The 25,192-nt window shown below is 63.1% G+C and carries 23 protein-coding genes; 14 read left to right on the forward strand and 9 right to left on the reverse strand.

Annotated features, from left to right (window positions below):
* Positions 1-16 precede the first annotated feature (16 nt).
* Positions 17-745 carry an RNA methyltransferase gene (locus GB880_RS12260; protein WP_154490036.1) on the reverse strand — a complete coding sequence of 243 codons (729 nt, stop codon included), beginning with the start codon at positions 743-745 and terminating at the stop codon, positions 17-19.
* Positions 746-831: 86 nt separating this feature from the next.
* Between GB880_RS12260 and GB880_RS12265 the strand changes: the two genes are divergently transcribed.
* Together GB880_RS12265 and guaA are read left to right on the forward strand one after the other, a co-directional pair.
* Positions 832-1,443 carry a thiamine phosphate synthase gene (locus GB880_RS12265; RefSeq protein ID WP_154490038.1) on the forward strand — a complete coding sequence of 204 codons (612 nt, stop codon included), beginning with the start codon at positions 832-834 and terminating at the stop codon, positions 1,441-1,443.
* Between the two features lie 62 nt (positions 1,444-1,505).
* On the forward strand, positions 1,506-3,065 hold the full coding sequence (gene guaA, locus GB880_RS12270) for a glutamine-hydrolyzing GMP synthase (protein ID WP_154490040.1): 1,560 nt from the start codon (positions 1,506-1,508) through the stop codon (positions 3,063-3,065).
* Positions 3,066-3,139: 74 nt separating this feature from the next.
* Here the strand turns inward: guaA and GB880_RS12275 are convergent, their stop codons facing one another.
* Complete coding sequence (locus GB880_RS12275; RefSeq protein WP_154490042.1) at positions 3,140-3,451, reverse strand: ETC complex I subunit; 312 nt, start codon at positions 3,449-3,451, stop codon at positions 3,140-3,142.
* Positions 3,452-3,589: 138 nt separating this feature from the next.
* On the opposite strand from GB880_RS12275, the gene uvrB reads away from it, so the two are divergent.
* On the forward strand, positions 3,590-5,776 hold the full coding sequence (gene uvrB / locus GB880_RS12280; RefSeq protein ID WP_154490044.1) for an excinuclease ABC subunit UvrB: 2,187 nt from the start codon (positions 3,590-3,592) through the stop codon (positions 5,774-5,776).
* Positions 5,777-5,785: 9 nt separating this feature from the next.
* Here uvrB and GB880_RS12285 read toward each other — a convergent pair whose 3' ends face one another.
* From GB880_RS12285 to GB880_RS12295, 3 genes are all read right to left on the reverse strand, one after another.
* Positions 5,786-6,097 carry an I78 family peptidase inhibitor gene (locus tag GB880_RS12285; RefSeq protein ID WP_229774249.1) on the reverse strand — a complete coding sequence of 104 codons (312 nt, stop codon included), beginning with the start codon at positions 6,095-6,097 and terminating at the stop codon, positions 5,786-5,788.
* 76 nt (positions 6,098-6,173) lie between these two features.
* Positions 6,174-6,809, reverse strand: coding sequence for a ParA family partition ATPase (gene parA / locus GB880_RS12290; RefSeq protein WP_154490047.1), 636 nt, complete (start codon positions 6,807-6,809; stop codon positions 6,174-6,176).
* Positions 6,810-6,888: 79 nt separating this feature from the next.
* A complete protein-coding gene (locus GB880_RS12295) occupies positions 6,889-7,212 on the reverse strand; it encodes an antibiotic biosynthesis monooxygenase family protein (protein WP_154490049.1) in 324 nt (107 codons plus the stop codon).
* A 149-nt stretch (positions 7,213-7,361) separates the two neighbouring features.
* Here GB880_RS12295 and GB880_RS12300 point away from each other — a divergent pair, with 149 nt between their 5' ends.
* Positions 7,362-8,411, forward strand: a complete 1,050-nt coding sequence (locus GB880_RS12300) for a dipeptidase (protein WP_154490051.1) — start codon at positions 7,362-7,364, stop codon at positions 8,409-8,411.
* 152 nt (positions 8,412-8,563) lie between these two features.
* Here GB880_RS12300 and GB880_RS12305 read toward each other — a convergent pair whose 3' ends face one another.
* The 4 genes from GB880_RS12305 to GB880_RS12320 form a co-directional block, all read right to left on the reverse strand.
* Positions 8,564-10,105, reverse strand: coding sequence for a Ppx/GppA family phosphatase (locus GB880_RS12305; protein WP_154490053.1), 1,542 nt, complete (start codon positions 10,103-10,105; stop codon positions 8,564-8,566).
* Between the two features lie 66 nt (positions 10,106-10,171).
* Entirely contained in the window at positions 10,172-12,337 is a 2,166-nt protein-coding gene (locus GB880_RS12310; RefSeq protein WP_154490055.1) for an RNA degradosome polyphosphate kinase, read from the reverse strand.
* Positions 12,338-12,365: 28 nt separating this feature from the next.
* Positions 12,366-13,055, reverse strand: coding sequence for a DnaA ATPase domain-containing protein (locus tag GB880_RS12315; RefSeq protein ID WP_263467164.1), 690 nt, complete (start codon positions 13,053-13,055; stop codon positions 12,366-12,368).
* Positions 13,056-14,366: an AI-2E family transporter gene (locus GB880_RS12320; RefSeq protein ID WP_154490057.1), complete on the reverse strand. Its 1,311-nt coding sequence runs from the start codon at positions 14,364-14,366 to the stop codon at positions 13,056-13,058.
* Between the two features lie 127 nt (positions 14,367-14,493).
* Here GB880_RS12320 and proS point away from each other — a divergent pair, with 127 nt between their 5' ends.
* The 10 genes from proS (at position 14,494) to GB880_RS12370 (ending at position 25,128) form a co-directional block, all read left to right on the forward strand.
* Positions 14,494-15,846 carry a proline--tRNA ligase gene (gene proS, locus GB880_RS12325; protein ID WP_154490059.1) on the forward strand — a complete coding sequence of 451 codons (1,353 nt, stop codon included), beginning with the start codon at positions 14,494-14,496 and terminating at the stop codon, positions 15,844-15,846.
* 94 nt (positions 15,847-15,940) lie between these two features.
* The gene (gmd, locus tag GB880_RS12330; RefSeq protein WP_154490061.1) at positions 15,941-17,065 is read left to right on the forward strand and encodes a GDP-mannose 4,6-dehydratase; all 1,125 of its coding nucleotides are present in this window, start codon (positions 15,941-15,943) and stop codon (positions 17,063-17,065) included.
* Positions 17,066-17,989, forward strand: a complete 924-nt coding sequence (locus GB880_RS12335) for an NAD-dependent epimerase/dehydratase family protein (protein WP_154490063.1) — start codon at positions 17,066-17,068, stop codon at positions 17,987-17,989. It begins immediately after the preceding gene.
* The gene (locus tag GB880_RS12340; RefSeq protein WP_154490065.1) at positions 17,986-19,155 is read left to right on the forward strand and encodes a DegT/DnrJ/EryC1/StrS family aminotransferase; all 1,170 of its coding nucleotides are present in this window, start codon (positions 17,986-17,988) and stop codon (positions 19,153-19,155) included. Before GB880_RS12335 ends, GB880_RS12340 begins: the two co-directional genes overlap by 4 nt.
* A 24-nt stretch (positions 19,156-19,179) precedes the next feature.
* Complete coding sequence (locus GB880_RS12345; protein ID WP_154490067.1) at positions 19,180-20,343, forward strand: SGNH/GDSL hydrolase family protein; 1,164 nt, start codon at positions 19,180-19,182, stop codon at positions 20,341-20,343.
* A gap of 117 nt (positions 20,344-20,460) precedes the next feature.
* Positions 20,461-21,453: a glycosyltransferase family 61 protein gene (locus tag GB880_RS12350; RefSeq protein ID WP_263467165.1), complete on the forward strand. Its 993-nt coding sequence runs from the start codon at positions 20,461-20,463 to the stop codon at positions 21,451-21,453.
* A gap of 96 nt (positions 21,454-21,549) precedes the next feature.
* The gene (locus tag GB880_RS12355) at positions 21,550-22,086 is read left to right on the forward strand and encodes a serine O-acetyltransferase (protein WP_154490070.1); all 537 of its coding nucleotides are present in this window, start codon (positions 21,550-21,552) and stop codon (positions 22,084-22,086) included.
* Positions 22,079-23,656: an AMP-binding protein gene (locus GB880_RS12360; protein WP_154490072.1), complete on the forward strand. Its 1,578-nt coding sequence runs from the start codon at positions 22,079-22,081 to the stop codon at positions 23,654-23,656. Before GB880_RS12355 ends, GB880_RS12360 begins: the two co-directional genes overlap by 8 nt.
* A 13-nt stretch (positions 23,657-23,669) precedes the next feature.
* Complete coding sequence (locus GB880_RS12365) at positions 23,670-23,906, forward strand: acyl carrier protein (RefSeq protein ID WP_154490074.1); 237 nt, start codon at positions 23,670-23,672, stop codon at positions 23,904-23,906.
* A complete protein-coding gene (locus tag GB880_RS12370; RefSeq protein ID WP_229774250.1) occupies positions 23,899-25,128 on the forward strand; it encodes a type III PLP-dependent enzyme in 1,230 nt (409 codons plus the stop codon). The genes GB880_RS12365 and GB880_RS12370 overlap by 8 nt, the downstream gene beginning before the upstream one ends.
* Positions 25,129-25,192: the final 64 nt, after the last annotated feature.

Raw genomic sequence — 25,192 nt, forward strand, 5'->3', positions numbered from 1 at the left:
GCAGGCCGAAAATCAATCAGCCGCGTCGGACAAGTTGCCGCAACATGCCGTGAAAGACGCGGGCATCGGCGCGGGTGAGATCCAGACGCGACCACAGGTTGCGCAATGCCAGCTTCATCGTCGGAGCCTTTTCGGGCGGAAAGAAGAAGCCGGCCTCGTCAAGGCGCTGCTCCCAGTGATCGGCCAGGCGCTCTATCTCGATCCGGGTGGCAGGCTGTTCGCCCTCGGGTCGGCGCGCGATCGGCGCGGGCTGGGCAGGCAGGCTGTCGCGACCCCATTCATAGCCGGTCAGCAGCACCGCCTGAGCCAGGTTGAGCGACGGGAAATCCGGGTTGACCGGGACGGTGATGATGGCATTGGCCCGCGCCACGTCGTCGTTTTCAAGGCCTGCGCGCTCCGGGCCGAAGATGATGCCAATTCGACTGCCCTGCGCGGTGCGTGCCCGGGCATCCTGCATCGCGCTGGCGGGCGTCAGAACAGGCTTCGTCAGTTCGCGGCCGCGCGCGGTGGTGGCATAGGCATAATCGATGTCTGACATCGCCTGTGCCAGACTATCGAATACCCTGGCCCGGTCCAGAACCCGCCCGGCAGCGCCCGAGGCCATGGCCACGGCGCGGGGATTCGGCCAGCCGTCGCGGGGTCCAACCAGACGCATGTCTGTCAGGCCAAAATTCAGCATGGCGCGCGCTGCCGCGCCGATGTTTTCGCCCATCTGCGGGCGCACAAGGATGATCGCGGGTTCCATGCGCGGGCCATATCCTTACCGCGACCCACTGGCAAGGCGCGCCGCAACAGGCTATCTGCGGGAACGACATCAGGGATGACAGGACCATGACGGACCAAGCCAATACGCCGCAACTGTATCTGATCACGCCCGTCGGCGCGGCGGCATCGACCCTGGGGCCGATGCTTGCCGATGTCATGGATCGCTTTCCGGTCGCCTGCCTGCGCATTCCCGGTGCCGGGACCGAGGACGAGCTTGGCCGTCTGGCCGATCTTGCACGTGAGATTGCCCATGCCCGCGATGTTGCGGTCGTGATCGACGATCACGTGATGCTGGCACAACGCCACGGTCTGGACGGGGTGCATCTGACTGATGGCGCACGCAGTGTGCGTCACGCCCGCAAGGAGCTGGGCGCCGACGCGATCGTCGGCGCATTCTGCGGCGCCTCGCGGCATGATGGCATGACCGCTGCCGAAGCCGGCGCGGATTATGTCAGCTTTGGCCCCTGCGGCACCACCGCCCTGGGACACGGCCAGATTGCCGAGCATGACCTGTTCCAGTGGTGGTCCGAGATGATCGAGGTGCCGGTGGTGGCCGAAGGCGCGCTGACCCCGTCGCTGATCGCCCAGCTTGCGCCTGTTGCCGATTTCATTGCGCTTGGCGGCGAAATCTGGTCGGAACACGATCCCGTCGAGGCATTGGGCCACCTGTGGCGCTGACGACCCGCCCCGGACCATCGGCCCCTCTTGCGAAGCGCCCTGTCGCGGCCTAAAGCCTTGCCATGACCCAGCATCAGCGCCTTCTCATCATCGACTTCGGTTCGCAGGTCACGCAACTGATCGCCCGCCGCCTGCGCGAACTGAATGTCTATTGCGAAATCCATCCGTTCAACACGGTCGATGACGCCTTCCTGGAAAGCTTCGCGCCCCAGGCCGTGATCCTGTCGGGCGGGCCCGCCTCGGTCACGCAGGCGGATTCGCCCCGCGCCCCGCAATCCCTGTTCGACATGCAGGTGCCGATCTTTGGCATCTGTTACGGCCAGCAGGTGATGATTGCGCAGCTGGGCGGGGAGGTCGAATCGGGCCACCATGCCGAATATGGCCGGGCCTTCATCACCCCCGCCGAAGGCCATCGCGGCGACGGCATCTTTGCCGGGCTGTTCGATGCCGGCCGCGAAGAGGTGTGGATGAGCCATGGCGACCGTGTCACCCGTCTGGCGCCGGGCTTCGAGGTGATCGGCACATCGCCCAATGCCCCCTATGCGATGATCGCCGATCCGGCGCGCAACTTCTTTGCCGTCCAGTTCCACCCCGAGGTGCATCACACCCCGAACGGACGGCGGATGCTGGAAAACTTCGTGCGGCTTGCCGGGTTCACCGGCGACTGGACCATGGCCAGCTATCGCCAGGATGCGGTGCGCAAGATCCGCGAGCAGGTCGGCGACAGGAAGGTCATTTGCGGCCTGTCGGGTGGCGTCGACAGTTCGGTGGCGGCGGTGCTGATTCACGAGGCGATCGGCGACCAGCTGACCTGCGTCTTTGTCGATCACGGGCTGTTGCGGCTGAACGAGGCCGAGGAAGTCGTGACCATGTTCCGCGACACCTACAACATTCCGCTGATCCACGCGGACGAGGCCGACCTGTTCATCGGCGCGCTCGAGGGCGTTTCGGATCCCGAGGTCAAGCGCAAGACCATCGGCAAGCTGTTCATCGACGTGTTCCAGAAATACGCCAACCAGATCGAGGGCGCCGAATTCCTGGCACAAGGCACGCTCTATCCCGATGTGATCGAATCGGTGTCCTTCAGCGGCGGGCCGTCAGTCACCATCAAGAGCCACCACAACGTCGGCGGCCTGCCCGAAAAAATGGGGCTGAAGCTGGTCGAACCCCTGCGCGAACTGTTCAAGGACGAGGTGCGCGCGCTTGGCCGCGAACTGGGCCTGCCCGAAAAGTTCATCGGCCGCCACCCCTTCCCCGGACCGGGGCTGGCCATCCGCTGCCCCGGCGAGATTACGCGCGACAAGCTCGACATCCTGCGCAAGGCCGATGCGGTGTTCATCGACCAGATCCGCAAGCACGGGCTGTATGACGAGATCTGGCAGGCGTTTGTCGCCATCCTGCCGGTGCGCACCGTGGGCGTGATGGGGGACGGCCGGACCTATGACTATGCCTGCGCGCTGCGGGCGGTAACCTCGGTCGATGGGATGACGGCGGATTATTACCCCTTTACCCACGAATTCCTGGGCGAAACCGCAACCCGCATCATCAACGAGGTCAAGGGCATCAACCGCTGCACCTACGACATCACCTCGAAGCCGCCCGGCACGATCGAGTGGGAATGATCGGCCCGGATCACTAAAGTAAAAACCGCCGGGTACGGTCCGGCGGTTTCCTGGCTGTCATTCAAGGCGCAATTTCAATGCGTCCAGGGCATCCTGCGATCCGTGGCGAAGTTTTCGCCATATCCGCGGGGGCGCACATTGGCGGCGCGGAAATGCGGCTCGATCACTTCGTATTCCAGACCATGTTCGCGGGCATAGTCCTCGGCCTGCTTGCGGGTTTCAAACCGCAGCCGGACCTGGCTTTGCGTATCGTCGCTGCCAATCCAGCCCATCAGCGGGTCGATATCGCGCGCGTCTGCGGGGGGAAACTCGAGAACCCACAGTTTGGTTCGGGCTGTGCCGGACTGCATCGCGTTGCGGGCAGGCTTGTAGATGCGGACGCGCATGGCGGAAACCTCTGATCTTCTTTGCGTCCTTATCCATCATGCCGCCGACCGGTTCAAGATGTCAGCATCAGGCCCGCGATTGACCCTTGCATCCTGCCCCCGCAATGCCAGATTCAACTCTGGAACAAAGGTGAAACGATGGGTCACAACAACACCAACGCCCCGGTCATGCGATTTCCCGAAGTCACGCGCCCCAAGCTGGAAGGCGGCAAGCGTTTTGTCATGCATTCGGAATTTCAGCCGGCGGGCGATCAGCCGGCCGCCATCGCCGAACTGGCGCAAGGAATCCTGACCGGGGAACGCGATCAGGTGCTGCTGGGCGCGACCGGAACCGGCAAGACCTTTACCATGGCCAAGGTGATCGAGGTGACGCAGCGCCCGGCCATCATCCTGGCTCCGAACAAGACCCTTGCCGCCCAGCTTTACGGCGAGTTCAAAGGCTTCTTTCCGGAAAACGCCGTCGAATATTTCGTCAGCTATTACGACTATTACCAGCCCGAGGCCTATGTGCCGCGCAGCGATACCTACATCGAGAAGGAATCGCAGATCAACGAGGCCATCGACCGGATGCGCCATTCCGCCACGCGGGCGCTGCTGGAACGCGATGACGTCATCATCGTGGCTTCGGTCAGTTGCATCTATGGCATCGGCTCGGTCGAGACCTATTCGGCCATGACCCAGGACATGATCGTGGGCCAGAACTATGACCAACGCAGCTTTCTGGCCGAACTGGTGGCCCAGCAATATCGTCGCCTGGACACGGCCTTCCAGCGCGGCAGTTTCCGCGTGCGCGGCGATATCATCGAGGTCTGGCCCGCGCACCTCGAAGATCGGGCCTGGCGCTTTGATTTCTTTGGCAACGAGCTTGAAGCGATTACCGAGTTCGACCCCCTGACCGGGGCCAAAACCGACAGTTTCAAGCAGATCCGCATCTATGCAAATAGCCATTACGTTACCCCAAGACCGACATTGCAACAGGCAATCAAGGGGATACGTGCCGAACTTCAGGCACGATTGAAACAGTTGACCGATGAAGGAAAGCTTCTGGAAGCGCAACGGTTGGAGCAACGTACGAACTTTGACCTGGAAATGCTTGAAGCCACAGGGGTTTGCAACGGCATCGAAAACTACAGCCGCTATCTGACCGGACGCGCCCCAGGCGAGCCGCCGCCCACCCTGTTCGAGTTCATTCCCGACAATGCCATCGTCTTTGCCGACGAATCCCATGTCAGCGTCCCCCAGATCGGCGGGATGTATCGCGGCGACTTCCGCCGCAAGTTCACCCTGGCCGAGCACGGTTTTCGTCTGCCCAGCTGCATGGACAACCGCCCCCTGAAGTTCGAGGAGTGGGACGCCATGCGGCCGCAATCGATCTTCGTATCGGCCACGCCCGCGCAATGGGAACTTGATCAGACCGGCGGCGTCTTTACCGAACAGGTGATTCGTCCGACCGGGCTTCTGGACCCTGTCGTCGAGATCCGCCCTGTGGAGATGCAGGTTGACGATCTGCTTGACGAGGTGCGCAAGGTAACGGCGCAGGGTTACCGCACCCTGGTCACCACCCTGACCAAGCGGATGGCCGAAGACCTGACCGAATACCTGCACGAACAGGGCATCAAGGTTCGCTACATGCATTCCGACATCGACACCATCGAGCGGATCGAAATCCTGCGCGATCTGCGGCTGGGGGCGTTCGACGTTCTGGTGGGCATCAACCTGCTGCGCGAGGGGCTGGACATCCCCGAATGTGGCCTGGTGGCGATCCTTGATGCCGACAAGGAGGGTTTCCTGCGCAGTGAAACCTCGCTCATCCAGACCATCGGCAGGGCAGCGCGGAATGCGGACGGGCGGGTCATCATGTATGCCGACCGTGTGACCGGTAGCATGGAACGCGCCATGGCCGAAACCGAACGGCGCCGGCAAAAGCAGATCGCCTACAATCTGGCGCATGGCATCACGCCCCAGACCGTGCGCAAGAATGTCGAGGATGTTCTGGCCGGTCTGTGGCAGGGTGACACCGATCAGTCGCGCATCACGGCGCGGGTCGACAAGCCCCTTGTCGGGGCCAATCTGGCCGCCCATCTGGATGCATTGCGCGCGCAGATGCGCAAGGCGGCCGAAAACCTGGAATTTGAAGAGGCAGCGCGCCTGCGCGACGAGGTCAAGCGGCTCGAGGCCGTGGAACTGGCCGTCGCCGACGATCCGCTGGCACGTCAGTCTGCGATCGAAGAGGCCGCCGAAGCTGCGGTCGCCTCCAGCGGTCGTTCGACGGCGGGCCGCGCCGGTCAGCGCGGGGGCAACAAACGCCCCCGGCGGCGATCCTGAACGGCCGCGTCAACCGCAGGTGACTGACAGCAACTTGCCTTGCCGATCGGTCACAAAGGTCAGACGCTCCTGGATATAGTCCATGGTGGCGGGCTGGCCCTCGCGCAGCATGCGATAAACCTGACCTTCGGGAATGGTTATGGTCGGCGATGTCTGGCCGATCAGCTCAGCGTAACGATTCGCCCCGCACGTGTCGTGGGCGGGTGCTGGCACAGAGGCGAGGGGCGTATCGGAATCCGTGCTGGGGTCGTCAGGTGCGCAGCCGGCCAGAGGCAGCGCAACTACCAGCGCGCCCAACCAGGCAAAGGATTTCATGGTCATGACCTCATGGGCTGTTGACGCTACGCCAACGCCCGAACTGCGCAAGGGTTGCAGGCGGACCGAGTGCAGGCCGAACTCAGCCCAGAGCGCCCAGAACCTCGTCGGTCAGGGCATCGACCTCGGCCCGGGCTACCGGGCTGCGTGCCGCTTCGCCCGCGCCCAGACCCAGACCCAGCGATTCGGCATAGGCAACCCGATTGGCCAACTGTGCCACCGCCACATCTGCGCCAAGTTCTGCCGCACCTTCGGCCACGTCACCCGTCAGGCGGCTGTTCGGGCGGGTTCGGTTCAGCACGATCAAGGTTTCGCATTTCTCGCGGCGTGCCAGGTCCAGAACACCCTCGGTCGCCCAAAGATCGACATGACTGGTTGCCACCGGAACCAGAACCAGATCGGCGGCGCGCAACGCCGGGCGCAGGTCGCTGTCGATCTTCGGCGGAGTATCGATGATGACGAAATCGAAACGTTTCTTGAGCTTGTCGGATTCGTAGCTGGCACCCCAGGCCGAAGATGTGGAAAGCTCCAGCGCCTCATCCTCGCCCAGGCGCTGCAACCGCTCCAGATACCAACGCCCCAGGCTACCCTGTGGATCGATGTCCAGCAGCGCAACCGAATGCCCGCGACCGCGCAGGGCCACCGCCAGGTTGACTGCAATCGTCGTCTTGCCCGAACCGCCCTTCTGCTGGGCCACCGTTATGATGCGTCCTGCCATATGCCCCCCGCCGCCTCTGTCTGGCCCAGACTCTAGGACCTATGCCCGGGCGAGGCGAGTGTTTTTCGCAGGCGCAGCATCAGTTCTGCCAGACATCGATAACCTCATACATCACCGGCTCGAAATGACGGCACATGGCGTGGATGGCCCTGTTTCTTTCGCGCATCTCGGCGCTGCGCAACATCGCCTGGTAATCGCTGCGATCGCGCCATTGCGAATAGGTGGCAATCCGGGTCTGCGCGTCGTTGAGGTGGATCGCGCCCGAGATGTATCCGGGTTGATGCCGGATCACCTCATCATAAGCAGCGGTCAATGCATCAAGGACATCATGAGCGCTGCCGGGGGTGACATCGAAGGTGCAGATCACGGTTTGTCCATGAAAATCCTTGCTAATCTGCGTCATGGCCGCGTCTCCTGTTCTGGGGTGCCGACTTCAGATTAGCGCGGCGCGCTTTCGGGAAAAGGAAAAATCGTGTTGCCCATCACAAATGCCGCGGCTTGCGGCGCGGCGGCTTCGGCCCCATGGTGCGGACAGGACTGAACGAGGCAGCAATGATTCCGGTTTTCGACGGGCACAACGATTTTCTGCAGCGCATGGTGATGGCCGGAAAGGACCGCGACCGGCTTTGGCGGCAGGGCGACGGGACCGGCCACATGGATCTGCCGCGGATGCGGGCAGGCGGCATGGTGGGCGGATTCTTTGCCATCTGGACACCATCGCCGCCCGGTCCGGACGATGCTGCCGCCACGCTGATGAAGCAGAACCCGCCCTTTGCCCTGGACCTGCCGCCCGAGGTGCCCGCCGCCGAGGCCATACCCCATGCCTTGGCCCAGGCTGGCAACCTGCTGGCGATGGAGCGCGACGGTGCGCTTTCGATCTGCCGCAGCGCGCGCGAGATTCGCGCCGCCATGGCCGCCGACCGCATTGCCGCAATCCTGCATATCGAAGGCGCCGAGCCGATCCCCGATCTGGACGCGCTTTATCTGTGGCATCGGCTGGGCCTGCGGTCCTTGGGACCGGTATGGTCGCGACCGACGCGCTATGGCCATGGTGTGCCCTTTGCCTTTCCGTCCTCCCCGGACACCGGGCCGGGCCTGACCGACGCGGGCAAGGAACTGGTGCGTGAATGCAATCGGCTGCGGATCATGCTGGACCTGTCGCATCTTAACGAAAAGGGCTTTGACGACATCGCACGCCTGTCAGATGCGCCGCTGGTCGCCAGTCACAGTTGCGCCCATGCCGTGGCGCCCAGCTCGCGCAACCTGACGGATCGTCAATTGCGGATGATCGCGGAAAGCGGCGGTCTGGTCGGATTGAACTTTGCCGTGGGTTTTCTGCATCCGCAGGGACGGCGCGATCCGATGGCAGGTTTTGATGTGATCCTGCGACATCTGGACCACCTGCTGTCCATCCTGGGCGAAGGCGGCGTGGCGCTGGGTTCGGATTTCGATGGGGCCGACATGCCCGGCGACCTGTCCGATGCCGCGGCCTTGCAGAATCTGATTTCTGCCATGATGCATCACGGCTATGGTCGCGACCTGGTCGAGGCCATTGCCTGGCGCAACTGGGTCAATGTGCTGGAACGAACCTGGGGCGAATGAGACGATAGTTCGTCGGGGGCCGACGACCGCATCTACGCCCACCAGTGCACCACCACCGGGCCGACGCCCCCGTGACATGAAGATGCCACGCGGGGGCGCATCCGTTAACTTGTCTGTTCAGTCAATAACAGGCGCGAAATATCCCAAGGGGATCAATTCGCGACGACGACCGGCGTTGCGCCCATTGCGCTTGCCAGGGCGCGAAAACGGCTTTCTGCCACCTCGCCCATCAGTGCCCGCCCGATCTTGGTCAGGCGCAATTCCAGAACCTTGTCGGCCGGTCGATATTGCAGGCTGCCAGCCTCGGTCGGATCCTTGACCGAGAACATTGCGCCAAAGCGCATCGCCTTGCCAAGAACTTCGGCTTCCTTGATTTCCGCATCGCTCAGCAGCGCGAACAGCGGCGCCATGGGCGAGTTGGAACGGCTGTTCTTGTAGCGATGCAGCAATGACAGGCCCAGAAACACACGCTCGGGATGGGACAGGGCCGCCATGTTGGCACGGGTCACATTGTCGAAACAGGCATCGGCACGGTAATCGGGATGCGTGCGCCAGGTCGTATCATGCAAGAGGCAGGCCGCCCGGATGAGACGGTCGCGCCCCTTGGGCAGATCGACAAACAGCGGTTGCAGGAACTGATACAGTTTCTTTCCGAATCCCGGCATCCGCGCCATCTGCCTTTCGGCAAAGCGCGCCGCCTCGATCAAGGGATCGCGCGAACGCAGGCTGTCGGGCATCTGTTCGTAAAGCAGACCTTCCCGGATGCCATAGGACGAAACCGCCAGCGACCGCGGCGCCAGACTTTCCACCAGCTGACGCAGGACCAGGCTTGCCAAGGGGACAAGCTCCATCCGCCCTTGCGAAATTCCGGTAAGGGCACGCATCTCGGCCACCGACTTGTCGGCAATCCATCTGACGGTCTGCTGCACGGCCTGCGGGCTCATGCGATATTCGTGCAGGACCGTCATCGGGTATTTCGCGCGTTCCATGTCCAGCCGCGCTATGGCCCGCCACGAGCCCCCCACCAGATATATCTGGTCGTGATCGCGCCCCAGTTTTTCGGCGGCATCTTCCATGATGGTGCGGATATGCTCGCGCAGGCCGGCACTGCCGCCCTTGACCTGTTGCAGGCGGAACGGACCCAATGGGGTTGAAATCCGACGCCCCACCTTGCCGTCGGCCACCTCGGCCAATTCCATCGAGTTGCCACCGATGTCGCAGACCAGACCACGCGCGTCCGGCCAGCCCAGCAGCACCCCCTGCGCCGACAGGCGCGCCTCTTCCTCGCCATCGATGACCAGAAGCTTCAGCCCGGTCTCTTTCTCGACGGCTTTCCTGAAGGCGGGACCATCCTCGGCCTCACGCACTGCCGCAGTGGCAACACAGGTCAACGGCTTGATCCCCATGCCGTCGGCCAGCGCCGCGAACCGTCGCAGCGCGGCCATGCCCCGCCGCACACCTTCGGGATTGAGCCTTCCGGTGCTGACCAGCCCCTGTCCAAGCCCGGCCATGACCTTTTCGTTGTAGTAATATGCCGGCGAGCGTGCCGCCCCGTCAAAGACCACCATGCGGATCGAGTTCGAACCCACATCGACGACCCCCACCCGGCTGAGCGAGCGTTCCGAACTGCGTTCGAACAACTGGCGTCCGAAAGGTTCGACGGTTTCTCCGCTTGCGGTCACGACACCGTTCATCGGGCCCTCTCGATTCCGTTATCGCGCCAGCGCGCGGGCTTTGGATGCGGCAAATCGGTTCGGGCGTCAATCCGTCGAGTGTGTCAGCGCCGGAACGTCGCGTGCCCCCGCACTGCCGCGACCCGACAATGACGGGTTTTCCATGAAGAATTTGTGACAGGAAAACAGGTCGTCGCGCCCCGCCGGCAGATAGCGCAGATAGCGCCCATCGGGTTGCAGCAGCCAGCTTTGCGCTTCGTCGGCCATGTTGGCGGCCATGACCTGGCTGACGATCTGTGCCTTGACGGTTTCGTTCATGCACTCGACCAGAGCTTCGACCCGGCGGGACAGGTTGCGCCCCATCCAGTCGGCAGAACTGATGAACACCCGCGCCCGTTTCGACGGCAGGCCGAAGCCGTTACCGAAGCAGACGATGCGGGAATGTTCCAGAAACCGCCCGACGATGGACTTCACCCTGATATTGTCGCTCAGACCTGCGATGCCGGGGCGCAGTCCGCAAATGCCCCGCACCACCAGGCTGATCCTGACGCCCGCCTGACTGGCGGCGTAAAGCGCCTCGATCACGTCCTTTTCGATCAGGCTGTTCATCTTGGCCCAGATTTCGGCCGGTCGGCCGCGACGCGCGAAATCGGCTTCGCGCCCGATCAGATCCAACAGCCTTTCCTTGAGGTCGATGGGCGAAATCGCGATGTTTTCAAGGCCCTCTGGCTGAACATAGCCAGACAGGAAATTAAACACCTTCGAGGCATCGCGCCCCAGCGCCGGATCGCAGGTGAACAAGGACAGATCCGTATAGATGCGGGCGGTTATCGGGTGATAGTTGCCGGTGCCGAAATGCGTATAGGTCACCAGCTGATCGCCCTCTCGCCGGACAACCGCGCTGATCTTGGCATGGGTCTTGTATTGCATGAAGCCATAGACCACATGCGCGCCGGCACGCTCCAGCCGCCGCGACTGGCGAATGTTTGCGGCCTCGTCGAAGCGCGCTTTCAGTTCGACCAGCGCGGTGACGGATTTGCCCGACTCTGCCGCCTCGCACAGGGCGTCGACGATCGGGCTGTCGCGCGAGGTGCGATACAGCGTCTGCTTGATGGCCAGCACGTTGGGATCGCGCGCGGCCTGGGCCAGGAAGCTGACAACCATGTCGAAGGTTTCGTAGGGATGGTGCAGCAGCATGTCCTTTTGCCGAATGGCCGCGAACATGTCGCCGTCATGGTCCTGGACCCTTTCAGGAACCCGCGGCGTAAAGGCCGGCCATTGCAGATCGCGGCGGCTGTCCAACACCAGTTCGCGCAGATCGGCCATTCCCAGCAGACCTTCGACCTCGATCACCTCTTCGGGGTTGACGTCCAGTTCCTCCATGATCAGCTTGCGCAGGCGCACCGGTGCCCCGGCCGTAATCTTGAGACGGATGACAGAGCCGCGCCGCCGCCGCTTCAAGGCGGTCTCGAATTCGCGCACCAGATCCTCGGCCTCTTCCTCGACTTCCAGATCGCTGTCGCGCAGCACCCGGAAGGCGCAATGACCGATGTCCCGATATCCCGGGAAAAGACTTGGCAGATGCATCAGCAGCAAGTCCTCGAGCCGCAGGAAACGCTTGCCGCCGGGCAGCGGGACGAAACGCGCGATCTGCTGGGGAATGGGCAGCAGGGCCTGCATCTGGCGACCGTCGCTTTCACGCGCAAGCTCAAGGGCCAGCGAAAAGCCCGTGTTCGGAATGAACGGGAAGGGATGCGCGGGATCGATGGCCAGGGGTGACAGGACCGGAAACACCTGATCCATGAAATGGCGGCGCAGGAATTCATCTTCGGCCCGGGTGACGCGCGACCGCGACAGGATCACGATATCTTCCTGTTCCATTTCGCGGCGCAGACCGTTCCAGACTGCCTGCTGGGCACCCATCAGCCGCCGGGCGTCGGCGTTGACCAGCTGCAACTGTTCGCTGGCGGTCAGGCCATCGTCGGAGATGGTCGAATTTCCCTCGCGCACCAGTTCACGAAGGCCCGCCACGCGCACGGTATAGAACTCGTCCAGGTTGGTGGCTGAAATGGACAGAAAGCGCAGCCGCTCTAGCAATGGCACCTTGGGGTTGCGGGCCTCGTCCAGAACCCGCCAGTTGAAGGCCAGCCAGCTGATTTCGCGATTGAAGAAGCGCGCCCCCCCCTGCGGCAAGCCATCGGGCAGTTCACGAGCGACGGGGAAAGGCGATTTCAGGAAATTGGCAAGGGTCATGGCGAAGGGCTTCGGGCTGATAGGCGGATCATGTGTCGGGCGACGCCAGCTTGTCCAGCAGTTCGGCAGCGAGGCGCCGGGTAATGGCACGGCGGTCGGCCAGCGACTGGCGGTCGATTGCCGCCACCAGCCGGCGGGCCAGATCAAGGTCGCGATCCATCCGCAGTGTCAGCCAGTCGATGACCTCGGGCGCCACCTGAATCTGGCGGTCGGCGAACAGCTTGACCAGAATTGCCGGCAGCAGGGCGTCGTCGGGTGGCCCAAGCACCGCCTGCGCCGAGGCATTCAGCCGCGACACAAGATCGGCGAGTGTCAGCCCCCAGTCGCGCGGCGCAGACCGCGCGGTGACCAGCAGCAGCATTTCGCGCGCCGCAGCAAGGTTCCACAGATGGAACAGCCCCTGCTCGGCCTGGGGCTGGCCGGCGATTTCGTCGGCATCCTCGACCACCAGCGCGCCACCGGTCACGGCCATCGCATCGACATTCGCAGGCGACAGTGTCCATCCCTGGCAGATATGCGCCTGATGCTCGGCCGCCCAGAACCCGGCAAGATGGGTCTTGCCCGATCCTGGCGCGCCGATCAGCAACAATCGTCCCTGCGGCCAATGCCCCGGCGCATCCAGCATCGCAAGCGCGTCGCGATTTGCCGAAGTGATCAGGAAATCGCTGCGCGAAGACGCCGGGGGCATGGTCAGATCCAGCGTGAGCTGCTGGGCCACCTAGCGCTCCTTGCTGTCTTGCTGCTGGCGCGCCCGGCTTTCTGCCCATAATTGGGCCGGAGACGGCGGGCCGACATGGTCGCGGATCTGCCCGGCACGCTGCAACTCCAGATATTCATCCAGCAGCTGCGCCATCGCCTCGTCGCGCTGCAACTGCGCCACCACCACATCGCGCGACAGCTGGGCAAAACGACGGCGCCGTTCGGTCGTTCCACGCGGCACCATTTCGACCATGATCGGGGGATTGGGCGGAGCCGGAACTTCGCGGCCGGTGTAAAGTGCGCTTTCCTTGTAAAGACCGACCGCGTGCCGGACCAGAACGCCCAGCGCCGCCGCCATCGGAACCGCGACCAGCAAGCCGACAAAGCCGAACAACGTCCCGAAAACCGTCAGCGCGAGCATCAGCCACACCGGATGCAGCCCGACCGAATTGCCGACGATCTTGGGCTGGAGGAAATTGCCCTCGATGAATTGTCCTGTCGCAAAGATGCCCACCACCACGGCAATCCACATCGGCTCGCCCCAGAAGCTGAACAGCGCCACCCCGATGGCCAGCGCGCCCCCGATCAGAACCCCGACATAGGGGATGAACGACAGCGACGCCGCGATAACCCCGATCGCCACGCCGAAGGGCAGGCCTGCGATACCAAGCCCGACGGAATAGAAAATCCCCAGAATCAGGATCACCAGCCCCTGGCCGCGCACGAAACCGGACAGCGCCCGGTCGATGTCGCGCGCCAGCGTGCGGATGGTGTCGGCGTGTTCCCGAGGCAGCAGCTCGTCCAGCCGGTCGACCATGTTGTCCCAGTCGAGCAGCAGGTAAAAAGCCACGACCGGCACGATCACCACCAGCGCCAGGATGCTGACCACCCCCATGACCGAACCCAGCACGGTGCTGAGCATGGTCATGCCGCTTTCGCTGATCTTCTTGCCGGCATCGGTCAGCGCAGTGTTCCAGGTGCTGCCTTCGGCAAATGCCTGCGGGTAGTGGATCATCAGGTAAAGCTGAAGCTTGTCGATCATCTCGGGCGCCGTGGAAATCAGCGCCGATGTCTGCTTGATCAGCACCGGCAGCAGCATCAGCACGATGGCGACAATCAGCAGCACCGCAAACAGCGTGATGACCACGACCGACAAGGCGCGGCTCAGCCCCAGACGCTCCAGCCGGTCCGCCAGCGGGTCCAGTAGATATGCGACTGCGGCGCCGAGAATGAAGGGCGTGACCGCATTGCCCAGAAACCACAGCACCAGCAGCAGGACGATCAGCGCCCAGCCCCAGTACCACACCTGCTTGTGTGCCGCCAATCGCATCCTGATCCCTCGTTCACGCGCTACGCCGCGCCCTATGTGGAACGTCCGCGCGCGGCTTGCAAGGAAGGGCGTTGCCGACCATGGTGCGGTGCGCTAACTCGGTCCCGCCCATCATGAGGATTTCGCCATGCGTCTGTCGCGCTATTTCATGCCCGTCCTGAAGGAAGACCCCAAAGAGGCCCAGATCGTCAGCCACCGGCTGATGTTGCGGGCAGGCATGATCAAGCAGCAGGCGGCGGGCATCTACTCCTGGCTGCCGCTGGGCTACAAGGTGCTGAACCGAATCCAGCAGATCGTGCATGAGGAACAGGCCCGCGCCGGACATATCGCGATGCTGATGCCGACGCTGCAATCCGCCGAACTTTGGCGCGAATCCGGCCGCTATGACGATTACGGCGAAGAGATGCTGCGCATCAAGGATCGGCACAAGCGCGATCTGCTTTACGGCCCCACCAACGAAGAGATGATTACCGACATCTTCCGGTCGCATGTGACCAGCTACAAGGATCTGCCGCTGACGCTGTATCACATCCAGTGGAAGTTCCGCGACGAGATCCGGCCGCGCTTTGGCGTCATGCGCGGGCGCGAGTTCCTGATGAAGGACGGCTACAACTTCGACCTGACCAAGGAAGCGGCCCTGCATGCCTATAACCGGCATCTGGTCAGCTATCTGCGCACTTACGAACGCATGGGCTTGCAGGCCATCCCGATGCGCGCCGACGGCGGCCCGATCGGGGGCGATTATACGCACGAATTCCTGGTGCTGGCGGAAACCGGGGAATCCGAGGTGTTCTATGACAGCCAGATCACCGACCTGAAATTCGGCGACCGCCAGATCGATTATGACAGCGTCGAACAGTGCCAGGCCGTGCTGGAAGAATTCACCAGCCGTTATGCCCGCACCGACGAAACCCATGACGAGGCGATCTTCAATCAGATCCCCGAGGAACGCCGCCGCTCGGCCCGCGGGATCGAGGTGGGCCAGATCTTCTATTTCGGCACCAAGTATTCCGAACCGATGGGCGCGACGGTCGTGGGGCCCGACGGCGCGCGCGTGCCGGTGCACATGGGCAGCCACGGCATCGGTGTCAGCCGTCTTTTGGGCGCCATCATCGAGGCCAGCCATGATGACAAGGGCATCATCTGGCCCGAAGGCGTGACGCCCTTCCATGTCGGCATCGTGAACCTGAAACAGGGCGACGGCTCGACCGACAGCGCCTGCGAGGCGCTTTACCGCGAATTGCAGGCCCATGGGCTGGAACCGCTCTATGACGACCGCGACGAACGGGCGGGGGCGAAATTCGCCACCATGGACCTGATCGGCCTGCCTTGGCGCATCACCGTCGGGCCGCGCGGTCTGGCCGCGAACAAGGTCGAGCTGACTTCGCGCAAGACCGGAGAATCGATCGAGATGTCGCCCCAGGACGCTGTCCTGCGCCTGAAGGAGATCTATCAGCCGGTCTTTGACGCGGCAAAGTGATGCGTGCCGCCCCGCGGGCCTCATCGCCTGCGGGGCGACCTGCAGCAGGCGCTGGCGGCCGGAACGATCGCCGTGCCGGAAGGGGGGAGCGGGATTGGTCAAGAAGGCGCTGATTACCGGGGTGACCGGGCAGGACGGCTCTTACCTGGCCGAGTTTCTGCTGGAACAGGGTTATGAGGTCCATGGCGTCAAGCGCAGGTCGTCATCCTTCAACACCCAACGCATCGACCATATCTTTCAGGATCCCCACGAACCCCAGCCGCGATTCCTGCTGCATTACGGCGATCTGACCGACAGTTCGGCCTTGACGCGGCTGATGGCCGAAATACGCCCGGACGAGGTTTACAACCTGGGCGCCCAGTCCCATGTCGCCGTCAGCTTCGAGGCGCCCGAATATACCGCCGATGTCGATGCCCTGGGCACGCTGCGGCTACTGGAAGCCATCCGCTTTCTTGGCCTGGAACGGCAGACGCGATTCTATCAGGCGTCAAGTTCCGAACTGTATGGTCTGGTCCGGCAAAGCCCGCAAACCGAACAGACCCCGTTCCATCCGCGCAGCCCCTACGCCGTGGCCAAGCTTTATGCCTATTGGATCACGGTCAACTATCGCGAAGCCTATGGGATGTTTGCCTGCAACGGCATCCTGTTCAATCACGAAAGCCCGCGCCGGGGCGAGACCTTCGTCACGCGCAAGATTACCCGTGGCCTCGCGCATGTCGCGCAGGGGCTTCAGGATTGCCTGTATCTGGGCAATCTGGACGCGCTGCGCGACTGGGGTCATGCGCGCGACTATGTCCGCATGCAATGGCTGATGCTGCAATGCGACCAGCCAGACGATTACGTGATCGCCACGGGCCAGCAGCACAGCGTGCGACAGTTCCTGACCTGGGCGGCACAGGAACTGGGCATCGAACTGGAGTTTCGCGGCCATGGCCTTGATGAGGTCGCGGTGGTCGCATCGATATGCGGCGACAAGGCCCCTGCCCTGACGCCGGGGGCGGTCATCATGCGCGTCGATCCCAGATATTTTCGCCCGGCCGAGGTAGCCAGCCTGCTGGGCGATGCCCGCAAGGCGCGCGAACGGTTGGGCTGGCGGCCTGAAACCGATCTGCGCCAGACGATCGCCGAAATGGTCGAAAGCGATCTGGCTATTGCTCGCCGCCACGCCTTGCTGCGCCGTCACGGCATGGGTTTGCCGATGTCGTCCGGGGGCGAATAGATGCGACGGCTGTTTCTGACAGGCGGCAATGGCATGGTCGGACGAAACCTGCGCGAGGCGCCGGGGATCGAGGAATGGCAAGTGCTGGCGCCTTCGCGAAGCCAGCTTGACCTGCTGGACGCACAGGCGGTGCGCGACTGGCTGGAACGGCACCGGCCGGATGCGGTTGTCCATGCCGCCGGGGTGGTGGGGGGCATCCAGGCCAATCTGGACGCGCCCTGGCGCTTTCTGGACGAAAATGCCCGCATCGGGCTGAACGTGATCGGCGCCTGCCGGGATATGCGGGTGCCGGTGCTGATCAACCTCAGTTCAAGCTGCGTCTATCCGGCGGATCTGGGCCGCGACCTGTCCGAGGAGCAGATCCTGACCGGCCGGCTGGAGCCCAGCAACGAAGGCTATGCCCTGGCCAAGATCATGGCGATGCGTCTGGTCGAACTGGCAAGGCGCCAGGATCCGGGCCTGCAATGGTGCAGCCTGGTGCCCTGCAACCTCTATGGCCCCCACGATCATTTCGCGCCCGAACGCTCGCATCTGCTCGCAGCGATCATTCACAAGCTGCATCGGGCCCGCGTCGACAACAGCAACCGCGTCGAGATCTGGGGTGATGGCGAGGCGCGCCGCGAATTCATGTATGCCCCCGATCTGGCGCAGGCGATCCTGCGCGCCTTGCGCGATCCGGGTCGCCTGCCCGGGGTGATGAACATCGGTCCCGGTGTCGATCACACGATCAACGATTACTATTGCCTCGCCGCCGAAATCATCGGCTGGGAGGGGCATTTCATCCACGATACCGACCGCCCGGTCGGGATGCGACAGAAGCTGCTATCGATCCGCCGACAGCAGGACTGGGGCTGGATGCCCACCACGCCGCTGGATCGCGGCATCGCCGCCACCTATGCCCATTATCTGGACCATCACGCATGAGTCGCTTCCCTCTGGCCACGTCAAGCTGGGATCAGGCCGAATATGCGGCCCTGCAACGCGTGATCGATTCCGGCCAGTTCAGCATGGGCCCCGAGGTCGCGGCGTTCGAGGCCGCCTTTGCCCGCCATGTCGGCAGCCGTTTCGCGGTGATGGTCAACTCGGGCTCATCGGCCAATCTGGCGATGGTGGCGGCGTTGCGCCACACCACCAACCCACGGCTTAGGCTGGAACCCGGCGACCAGGTGATCGTGCCGGCGGTATCCTGGTCGACCACCTATTTTCCGCTGCACCAGTATGGGCTGCATCTGAAGTTTGTCGATATCGACCCCCTTACGCTGAACTATGACCTGCAGGCGCTGGCCGATGCCATCGACGGACGCACGCGGGCCATCATGGCGGTCAATCTGCTGGGAAATCCCAACGATTTCGCCGCCATCGCGCGTATCGTCGCCGACCGCGACATCGTGTTGATCGAGGACAATTGCGAATCGATGGGCGCCATCCTGGACGGACGCCAGACCGGCACCTTCGGGACGATGGGCAGTTTTTCGTGCTTTTTCTCGCACCACATCTCGACGATGGAGGGCGGCCTGGTCGTCACCGATGACGAGGAACTTTACCACATCCTGCTGTGCCTGCGCGCTCATGGCTGGACGCGAAACCTGCCCGTCGTGAACCGCGTGACCGGGACCAAGGGCGACGATCCGTTCGAGGAAAGTTTCCGCTTCGTGCTGCCGGGATACAACCTGCGCCCGCTGGAGATGTCGGGCGCGGTGGGGCTGGCGCAGCTGGAAAAGCTGCCCGGCCTGATCGCCGGGCGGCGCGCCAATGCCGCCTATTGGCAGCAGGTCATGGCCGATCACCCGTTGCTGCGCATCCAGCAAGAGATCGGGGCCAGCAGCTGGTTCGGCTTTTCGCTGGTGGTCCGCCCCGAAGCCGGGGTCAGCCGTCGGCAGGTGCTTGACCGCATGGAACAGCTGGGCTTCGAGACACGCCCCATTGTCAGCGGCAACTTTACCCGCAATCCGGTGCTGGCGATGATGGATCATTCGCTGCACGGGCCGATGACCCATGCCGAGGAAATCGATCTTTACGGATTTTTCATCGGCAACCATCACTATGACATTCGTCAGGCGATCGATCTTGTGGCTGCGCTGCGGCTTTAGGCCGGGTTCGGAAAAGGGGTGAAAATGCGCGACAGCAAGATCGGCAAGCTGGGACTGGCTCTGGCTGCGGTGCTGATGATCGGTGCTGCGGTCTGGATCGCGACGCGACCGGCTCGGCCCCAGGTGCCGGTGCCGATGCTTTCCGTTCCTGCCGACGCCGGATTTCGGGCCGAACTGGTTCCTTGGCAAGCCGAGCTGACGCCCCTGCCCGCCAGGATCGGCGGCCCTGTGGCCGCTGCCAGTGATGGCGGCTTGCTTCACGAATGGCCGGGCATCACGTTGCAGGCGGAATTTTCGGGAACCGCGATCAATCTTCGACTGGACGATTCCGAAAATCGCTGGCGGGTGGAAATCGACGATAGCACCATCGAACTGTCGCGACCTGGGCGACAAGAGCTGCATGTTCACGACCTGCAGCCGGGCGCGCATCGCATCACCGTGCAAAAGCTGGGAGAGAGCGCCGCCGCATCCGAACTGTCAGGCCTGTATCTGCCGCCCGGAACAAAGCCCTTGCCCGCTCCGCCCGCTCGCGCAGAACTGGTCGAATTCATAGGCGATTCCGACACTGTGGGGTTTGGCAATACCGCGGCGATCCGAAGCTGCACGGGCGAGGAAATCTTTGCCGCCACGGACACCACGCGCGCATATCCTGCCCTGGTGGCCAAGGCGATGGGGGCCGATCTTCGCATCTATGCGCGATCCGGTATCGGTCTTTTGCGCAATTACGGCGGCGGCGGGACGGTGATGCCACAGCTTTATCCCCATCCCCTGCCCTCGCAGCGGGCAATTCCTGAACTGCCCCACCAGGCCGCGAATGTCATTGTCATCGCACTGGGATCCAATGACTTCGGCTCTCCCTTGCCGCCCGGCGAAGCCTGGAGCAACAAGGCAGAACTGGCCGCCGATTTCGCGCCCGCGCTGGTCAGGCTCGCGCAACAGGCGCTGGCCCGATCGCCCTCGGCTCGGTTGGTTCTGCTGGCCTTTGGCGAATACGGTCCTGAACTGATCGAAGCGCATGAGATCGCTGCGCGCGATCTGCGGGCAACGGGCGTTCCCGTGCAGGTGGTAAAGCTTGGCAAGCTGCGACGGAACGCATGTCTGTGGCATCCCTCACTGGCCGATCACCAGGCGATTGCACGACAATTGCTGGCGGCACTGGCGCCCGACATGCAATTGCAGCCCGACTAGGCTTTCACGACATGCTGCCCCATGCCATGCTGAACCACAACCGATCATGAGGCCCGCATGCCCTCGTTCCGACCGCTTCGCAATCGTCTGCGCCGAATTCTGACACCAAATCACAGCGTGTTCCTGAATCAGGCAGTCGAGTCCTGGATTGTTGCGCCCGCCGAAACCGTTGCCATCCCGCGCGGGATCTGGTTGACGGACGAGATCGACCGCGTACAGCGCACCGAATTCGGCGATCTGGCCGACGTGATTGCGCAAATGTCCGGCGATCCCGCCGAACACGTTCCCGCCACCATGGCCTATCGCCTGCGGGACGTCGATCTTGTGGACGGGGTGCTTCATGCCGAGGGGGGCGAAATGCATCTGCGGGCCCGCAATGGCCGGCGATTGGCCTATCACCGCCCACAGCAGGCAATATCGGGTGCGATGTATGAAAGCTGGACGGGCAACCGTTGGTTCGGCAACTGGCTGCTGAACGATTGCCTGGCCTATCGCCTTGCCGAGGCGGCGGGAAAGCCCGTCACATCGATGCCCGTCCGGGGCGGCCATGCCGACCGATACGAGCAATTGTTGCAGGTGACGCCGGAAAGGGTCGCCAACGTGCATTTCGACGAGCTGATCCTCTTTGATGATCTGCACAATAACAGCAACCGTCAGGCTCGGGCCCAATACAATCGGGGACTTCTGCTGGCTGGACGCGATCCTAAATCCGTGCCGGGGGTATTCCTTTATCGCGGTCGCAGCGGCGATGCCCGAATCCTGGAAAATGAGGACGAGATCGCCGAAAGATTCGAAAGCGAGTTCGGTTTCCGCACGCTGTATCTGGACCGCATGAGCGCTGACCAGCTTGCCGATGCGATCGGGGGCGCGCGGTTGGCGGTCGGGGTCGAGGGCAGCCAGATGGCCCATGCCGTGCTGGCGATGGCGCCCGGATCGACCCTGTTGACGCTTCAGCCTGCAGATCGGGTGACCACCTCGATGAAGTTGCTGACCGATTGCTGGCAGCAGCGTTTTGCAATGGTGATCGGCCAGGGCCCGGCGACCGGCTACCGAGTCGACTGGGATCGGATCTTGCGCGTGATGGACCTGATCGCGGCCGAAAACCCTTAAAACCCGTCCTAACAGTCAGGTTGAGTTTGACCTCCAATGACAGAATATTGGTCGAAACACCCGTTTTGATGCAGAAGTATTTGTCAGTGTATCCAGATGTTTGAAAATCTGCGCGATGATTACAGACGACATGGCAGATCGTTGACCGATCCGGCATTCGTGTCGCTGGCGGTTTATCGCTACGGACGCTGGGCGCTGGGTTTGCGTCAACCCGCGCTGAGATGGATTGCCAGCAAGCCCTATGCGCTCATGCGGATCTTCATTCTGAACATCACCAAGGTCTGGATCCCGCCGCAGGTGCGCATCGGCAAGGACTTCCACATCATCCATGCCGAGGGATCGTTGTCGATCCACCCCGATACGGTCATCGGCGATCGCTGCGGGGTGATGCACAACGTCACCATCGGCACCAACATGCGCCCCGGCGCCCCCGTCATCGGCGATGATGTCTTTATCGGGGTCAACTCCTGCGTTCTGGGGCCGATCACGATCGGGGACCGCGTTCGCATCGGGGCAAACACGGCGGTAACGACAAACGTGCCTTCGGATTCGGTGGTGATAGGCTCTCCGGCGAAGATCTATCCAAGTCTGCCGATCTTTGCGGCACGAAAGAAGGACGTCGGCGATGCCTGATGATTTCGACCGCTGCATGTGGAGCCTTCTGTCCGACAACCTGCCGGGGAATGCGACCAAATCCGCGGCCGAGGACGCCGACCGCAGCGTGACCTACGCCGAACTGGCGGCGCTGTCGGGTCAAGTGTGCGACTGGCTGCGGCGGCGGGGCGTGCGGCCGGGCGATCGGGTCATCGTGCATTTGCGCAAGAGCATCGACGAAGTGGCCGCGATGTTCGGCATCTGGAAGGCCGGGGCGGTCGCAGTCAATGTCAATATCCGGTGGACAGCGGCGCAATTGGCCTATGTCGCCCGCGACTGCCGCGCCCGGGCCGTCATCCTGCCGCAGGCGGCACTGAGCGGACTGGTCGGCGACAACGCCCTTGCCGACGGCACCGCCTATCTGGTTCACGGCAAGACCGCGGGTCTTGCCCAGGGCGCAGACCCGTGGTCTGCCTTGCCGGCCGACAGCGGCTCTGCGCCCGACGAATGCGACCCCCGATCCCTGGCCATGATCATCTATACCTCGGGCTCGACCGGCGCGCCCAAGGGGGTGATGCTCAGCCATCGCAATATTCGCGTGGGGGCCATATCGGTCGCGAGCTATCTGGGTCTGGGGGCCGATGACCGGCTGCTTTCCGTGCTGCCCTACAGCTTCGATGCCGGGTTGAACCAGCTCACGACGATGATGCTGACCGGTGGCACGGTGGTGCATCAGCCACTGACCATGCCGGCCGAGATCCTGCGCATGGCGCGTGACAAGGCTGTCACGGGCATCGCAGGCGTGCCACCTTTGTGGAATCAGATCGTGCGGGTGCTGGCAGATCGACCCATGGCCCTGCCAGCGCTGCGTCGGATCACCAACACCGGCGGCAAGATACCCCCGAATATCCTCGAACTGCTGCCGCAGGTCTTTCCGGATGTGAATATCTACCTGATGTATGGCCTGACCGAGGCATTCCGCTCGACATATCTGCAACCCGATCGTTTTGCACGCAAGATGGGGTCGATCGGACAGCAGATCCCGAATGCACAGGTGTTCGTTGTCAAGCATGGCCAAGGGATTGCGGGCCCCGGCGAACAGGGCGAGCTGGTCCACGCCGGACCGCTTGTCAGCATGGGCTATTGGGAAAAGCCTGATATCACCGCGCAGAAGATCCGTCCCTGCCCCGAGCTTGCGCATCTGATCGGGGACGAGCCGGTCGTCTATTCGGGCGATCTGGTCCGGGTGGACGAGGACGGCGATCTGTGGTTCGTGAGCCGCATGGACGAGATGATCAAGACCCTGGGCTTTCGCCTTTCCCCGACCGAGGTCGAGGATGCGATTTCCCAAAGCGGCATGGTCGCCGATGTGGTCGCCTATGGTGTCGACGACCCCGAACTGGGTCAGGCCGTGCATGTGGCGGTCAGTTACCTGCCGCACGGGAATGCTTCGGCGCTGGCGACCCACTGCTTGCGGGTGATGCCGCACTACATGCGGCCGCAGCACTATTTCACCTGGGACGGAGCGATGCCTCGCACCGCCAGCGGCAAGCTTGATCGTCCCGCCATCATCTCGACCGCCAAGGCGGCCACCCCGCAGATTGCATGAAAGGCACAAGCCGATGAGCCTGAACCCGGAAAACCTGATCGCCTACATCCGGCGCGAACTGAACATAGACATGCCGATCGATGGGGACAGTGAACTGTTTTCCAGCGGCATGCTGGATTCGGTCGCGATGGTCGGGCTGATTTCCTTTGTCGAAGAACATGCGGGCATCCGGGTCCAGCCTGGAGACGTGACCCTGGACAATTTCGATACCGTGAACGCCATTCTGGCCTATGTTGACTCCCTTGGCTGAGCCCTCTCTGGATCGGGTTCTGACCCAAGCGGCCACGCAGTTCGGCACACCCGCATATGTCTATTGCGCCGACACGATGGCGCAACGGCTGGCCGATCTGCGTGCGCATTTCAGCCGTTGGTTCAAGATAAGCTTTGCGGTGAAAAGCAACCCGAACCCCGGCGTTCTGGGGTGGATGCTCGGCCGTGTCGATAGCCTTGACATTTCCTCGGGTGGTGAGTTCGCTCTTGCACGGCAGGCGGGCTGGCCGGCCGACCGCATCAGCTTTACCGGACCGGCCAAGCGCGAGGCAGAGTTGCGCGCCGTCATTCAGGGCGGGATAGGCGAGCTGGTCGTGGAAAGCCTGCGCGAGGCGCGACTGGCCGATCAGATCGCTGCCGAATGCAACCGAGTCCAGGAAATCATGGTGCGCCTGGCCCCGGATCGGGTGCCGCGGGGGTTTGGCGACCAGATGGCCGGCCGGCCCAGCGCCTTCGGCATCGACATCGAGGATGCGGCCGAGGTTCTGCCCCAGATAGCCGCATTGCCGCATCTGCGCATCATCGGCCTGCACATCTATTCGGGCACGCAATGTCTGAAGCCCGAAGCCATCTGCGAGAACTGGCGGATCTTCATGCGGGTGTTCCGCGATACCTGCGCGACAATGGGGCTGAAGCCGCGCAGGCTGATTTTCGGTGCCGGACTGGGCATCCCCTATCATCCCGGCGACACTGCGCTGGATCTGGCGGCAATCGCCGCCGATATCGGCCCGGATCTTGATGCGTTTTGCGCCGATGCTGGCTTTGCCGACTGTCAGTTGGTGCTGGAACTGGGCCGCTATCTGGTCGGCCCGGCGGGCTGGTTCCTGACGCGGGTTCTGTCGGTCAAGCAATCGCGCGGCACCCGAATGGCCATTTGCGACGGGGGCCTCAACGCCAATCTGGCCGCCTCGGGGAATTTCGGTATGGTTCTGCGGCGCAACTATGTCATGCATCGCATCGACCAAGGCGACAACGCGGCGCGCGCCGAGGAAAAGACCGACATCTGCGGCCCGCTCTGCACCTCTATCGACAAGCTGGGCAGTGGCGTGTTGCTGCCGCGTCTGGACGAAGGCGACCTTCTGGCGATCCACGCTTGTGGGGCTTATGGACCGACAGCCAGCCCGGTCCACTTCATCAGCCATCCCATGCCGCGCGAAATTCTGGTCGAGAACGGCGAACTGCGGGAGATCACGCGCCTGTAGCCCCGAACAGGGGACACGCTCGCAGCAGATAAAATCTTCATGAGCGGACAGAAAATCGTGGTTT

Source organism: Paracoccus sp. SMMA_5_TC (assembly GCF_009696685.2).
GTDB lineage: Bacteria > Pseudomonadota > Alphaproteobacteria > Rhodobacterales > Rhodobacteraceae > Paracoccus.

Bases quoted from the DNA above. Each gene is read 5' to 3' on its own strand.
- GB880_RS12260 (WP_154490036.1), bottom strand. From the start codon at position 745: ATGGAACCCGCGATCATCCTTGTGCGCCCGCAGATGGGCGAAAACATC.
- GB880_RS12265 (WP_154490038.1), top strand. From the start codon at position 832: ATGACGGACCAAGCCAATACGCCGCAACTGTATCTGATCACGCCCGTC.
- guaA (WP_154490040.1), top strand. From the start codon at position 1,506: ATGACCCAGCATCAGCGCCTTCTCATCATCGACTTCGGTTCGCAGGTC.
- GB880_RS12275 (WP_154490042.1), bottom strand. From the start codon at position 3,451: ATGCGCGTCCGCATCTACAAGCCTGCCCGCAACGCGATGCAGTCCGGC.
- uvrB (WP_154490044.1), top strand. From the start codon at position 3,590: ATGGGTCACAACAACACCAACGCCCCGGTCATGCGATTTCCCGAAGTC.
- GB880_RS12285 (WP_229774249.1), bottom strand. From the start codon at position 6,097: ATGACCATGAAATCCTTTGCCTGGTTGGGCGCGCTGGTAGTTGCGCTG.
- parA (WP_154490047.1), bottom strand. From the start codon at position 6,809: ATGGCAGGACGCATCATAACGGTGGCCCAGCAGAAGGGCGGTTCGGGC.
- GB880_RS12295 (WP_154490049.1), bottom strand. From the start codon at position 7,212: ATGACGCAGATTAGCAAGGATTTTCATGGACAAACCGTGATCTGCACC.
- GB880_RS12300 (WP_154490051.1), top strand. From the start codon at position 7,362: ATGATTCCGGTTTTCGACGGGCACAACGATTTTCTGCAGCGCATGGTG.
- GB880_RS12305 (WP_154490053.1), bottom strand. From the start codon at position 10,105: ATGAACGGTGTCGTGACCGCAAGCGGAGAAACCGTCGAACCTTTCGGA.
- GB880_RS12310 (WP_154490055.1), bottom strand. From the start codon at position 12,337: ATGACCCTTGCCAATTTCCTGAAATCGCCTTTCCCCGTCGCTCGTGAA.
- GB880_RS12320 (WP_154490057.1), bottom strand. From the start codon at position 14,366: ATGCGATTGGCGGCACACAAGCAGGTGTGGTACTGGGGCTGGGCGCTG.
- proS (WP_154490059.1), top strand. From the start codon at position 14,494: ATGCGTCTGTCGCGCTATTTCATGCCCGTCCTGAAGGAAGACCCCAAA.
- GB880_RS12335 (WP_154490063.1), top strand. From the start codon at position 17,066: ATGCGACGGCTGTTTCTGACAGGCGGCAATGGCATGGTCGGACGAAAC.
- GB880_RS12340 (WP_154490065.1), top strand. From the start codon at position 17,986: ATGAGTCGCTTCCCTCTGGCCACGTCAAGCTGGGATCAGGCCGAATAT.
- GB880_RS12345 (WP_154490067.1), top strand. From the start codon at position 19,180: ATGCGCGACAGCAAGATCGGCAAGCTGGGACTGGCTCTGGCTGCGGTG.
- GB880_RS12355 (WP_154490070.1), top strand. From the start codon at position 21,550: ATGTTTGAAAATCTGCGCGATGATTACAGACGACATGGCAGATCGTTG.
- GB880_RS12360 (WP_154490072.1), top strand. From the start codon at position 22,079: ATGCCTGATGATTTCGACCGCTGCATGTGGAGCCTTCTGTCCGACAAC.
- GB880_RS12365 (WP_154490074.1), top strand. From the start codon at position 23,670: ATGAGCCTGAACCCGGAAAACCTGATCGCCTACATCCGGCGCGAACTG.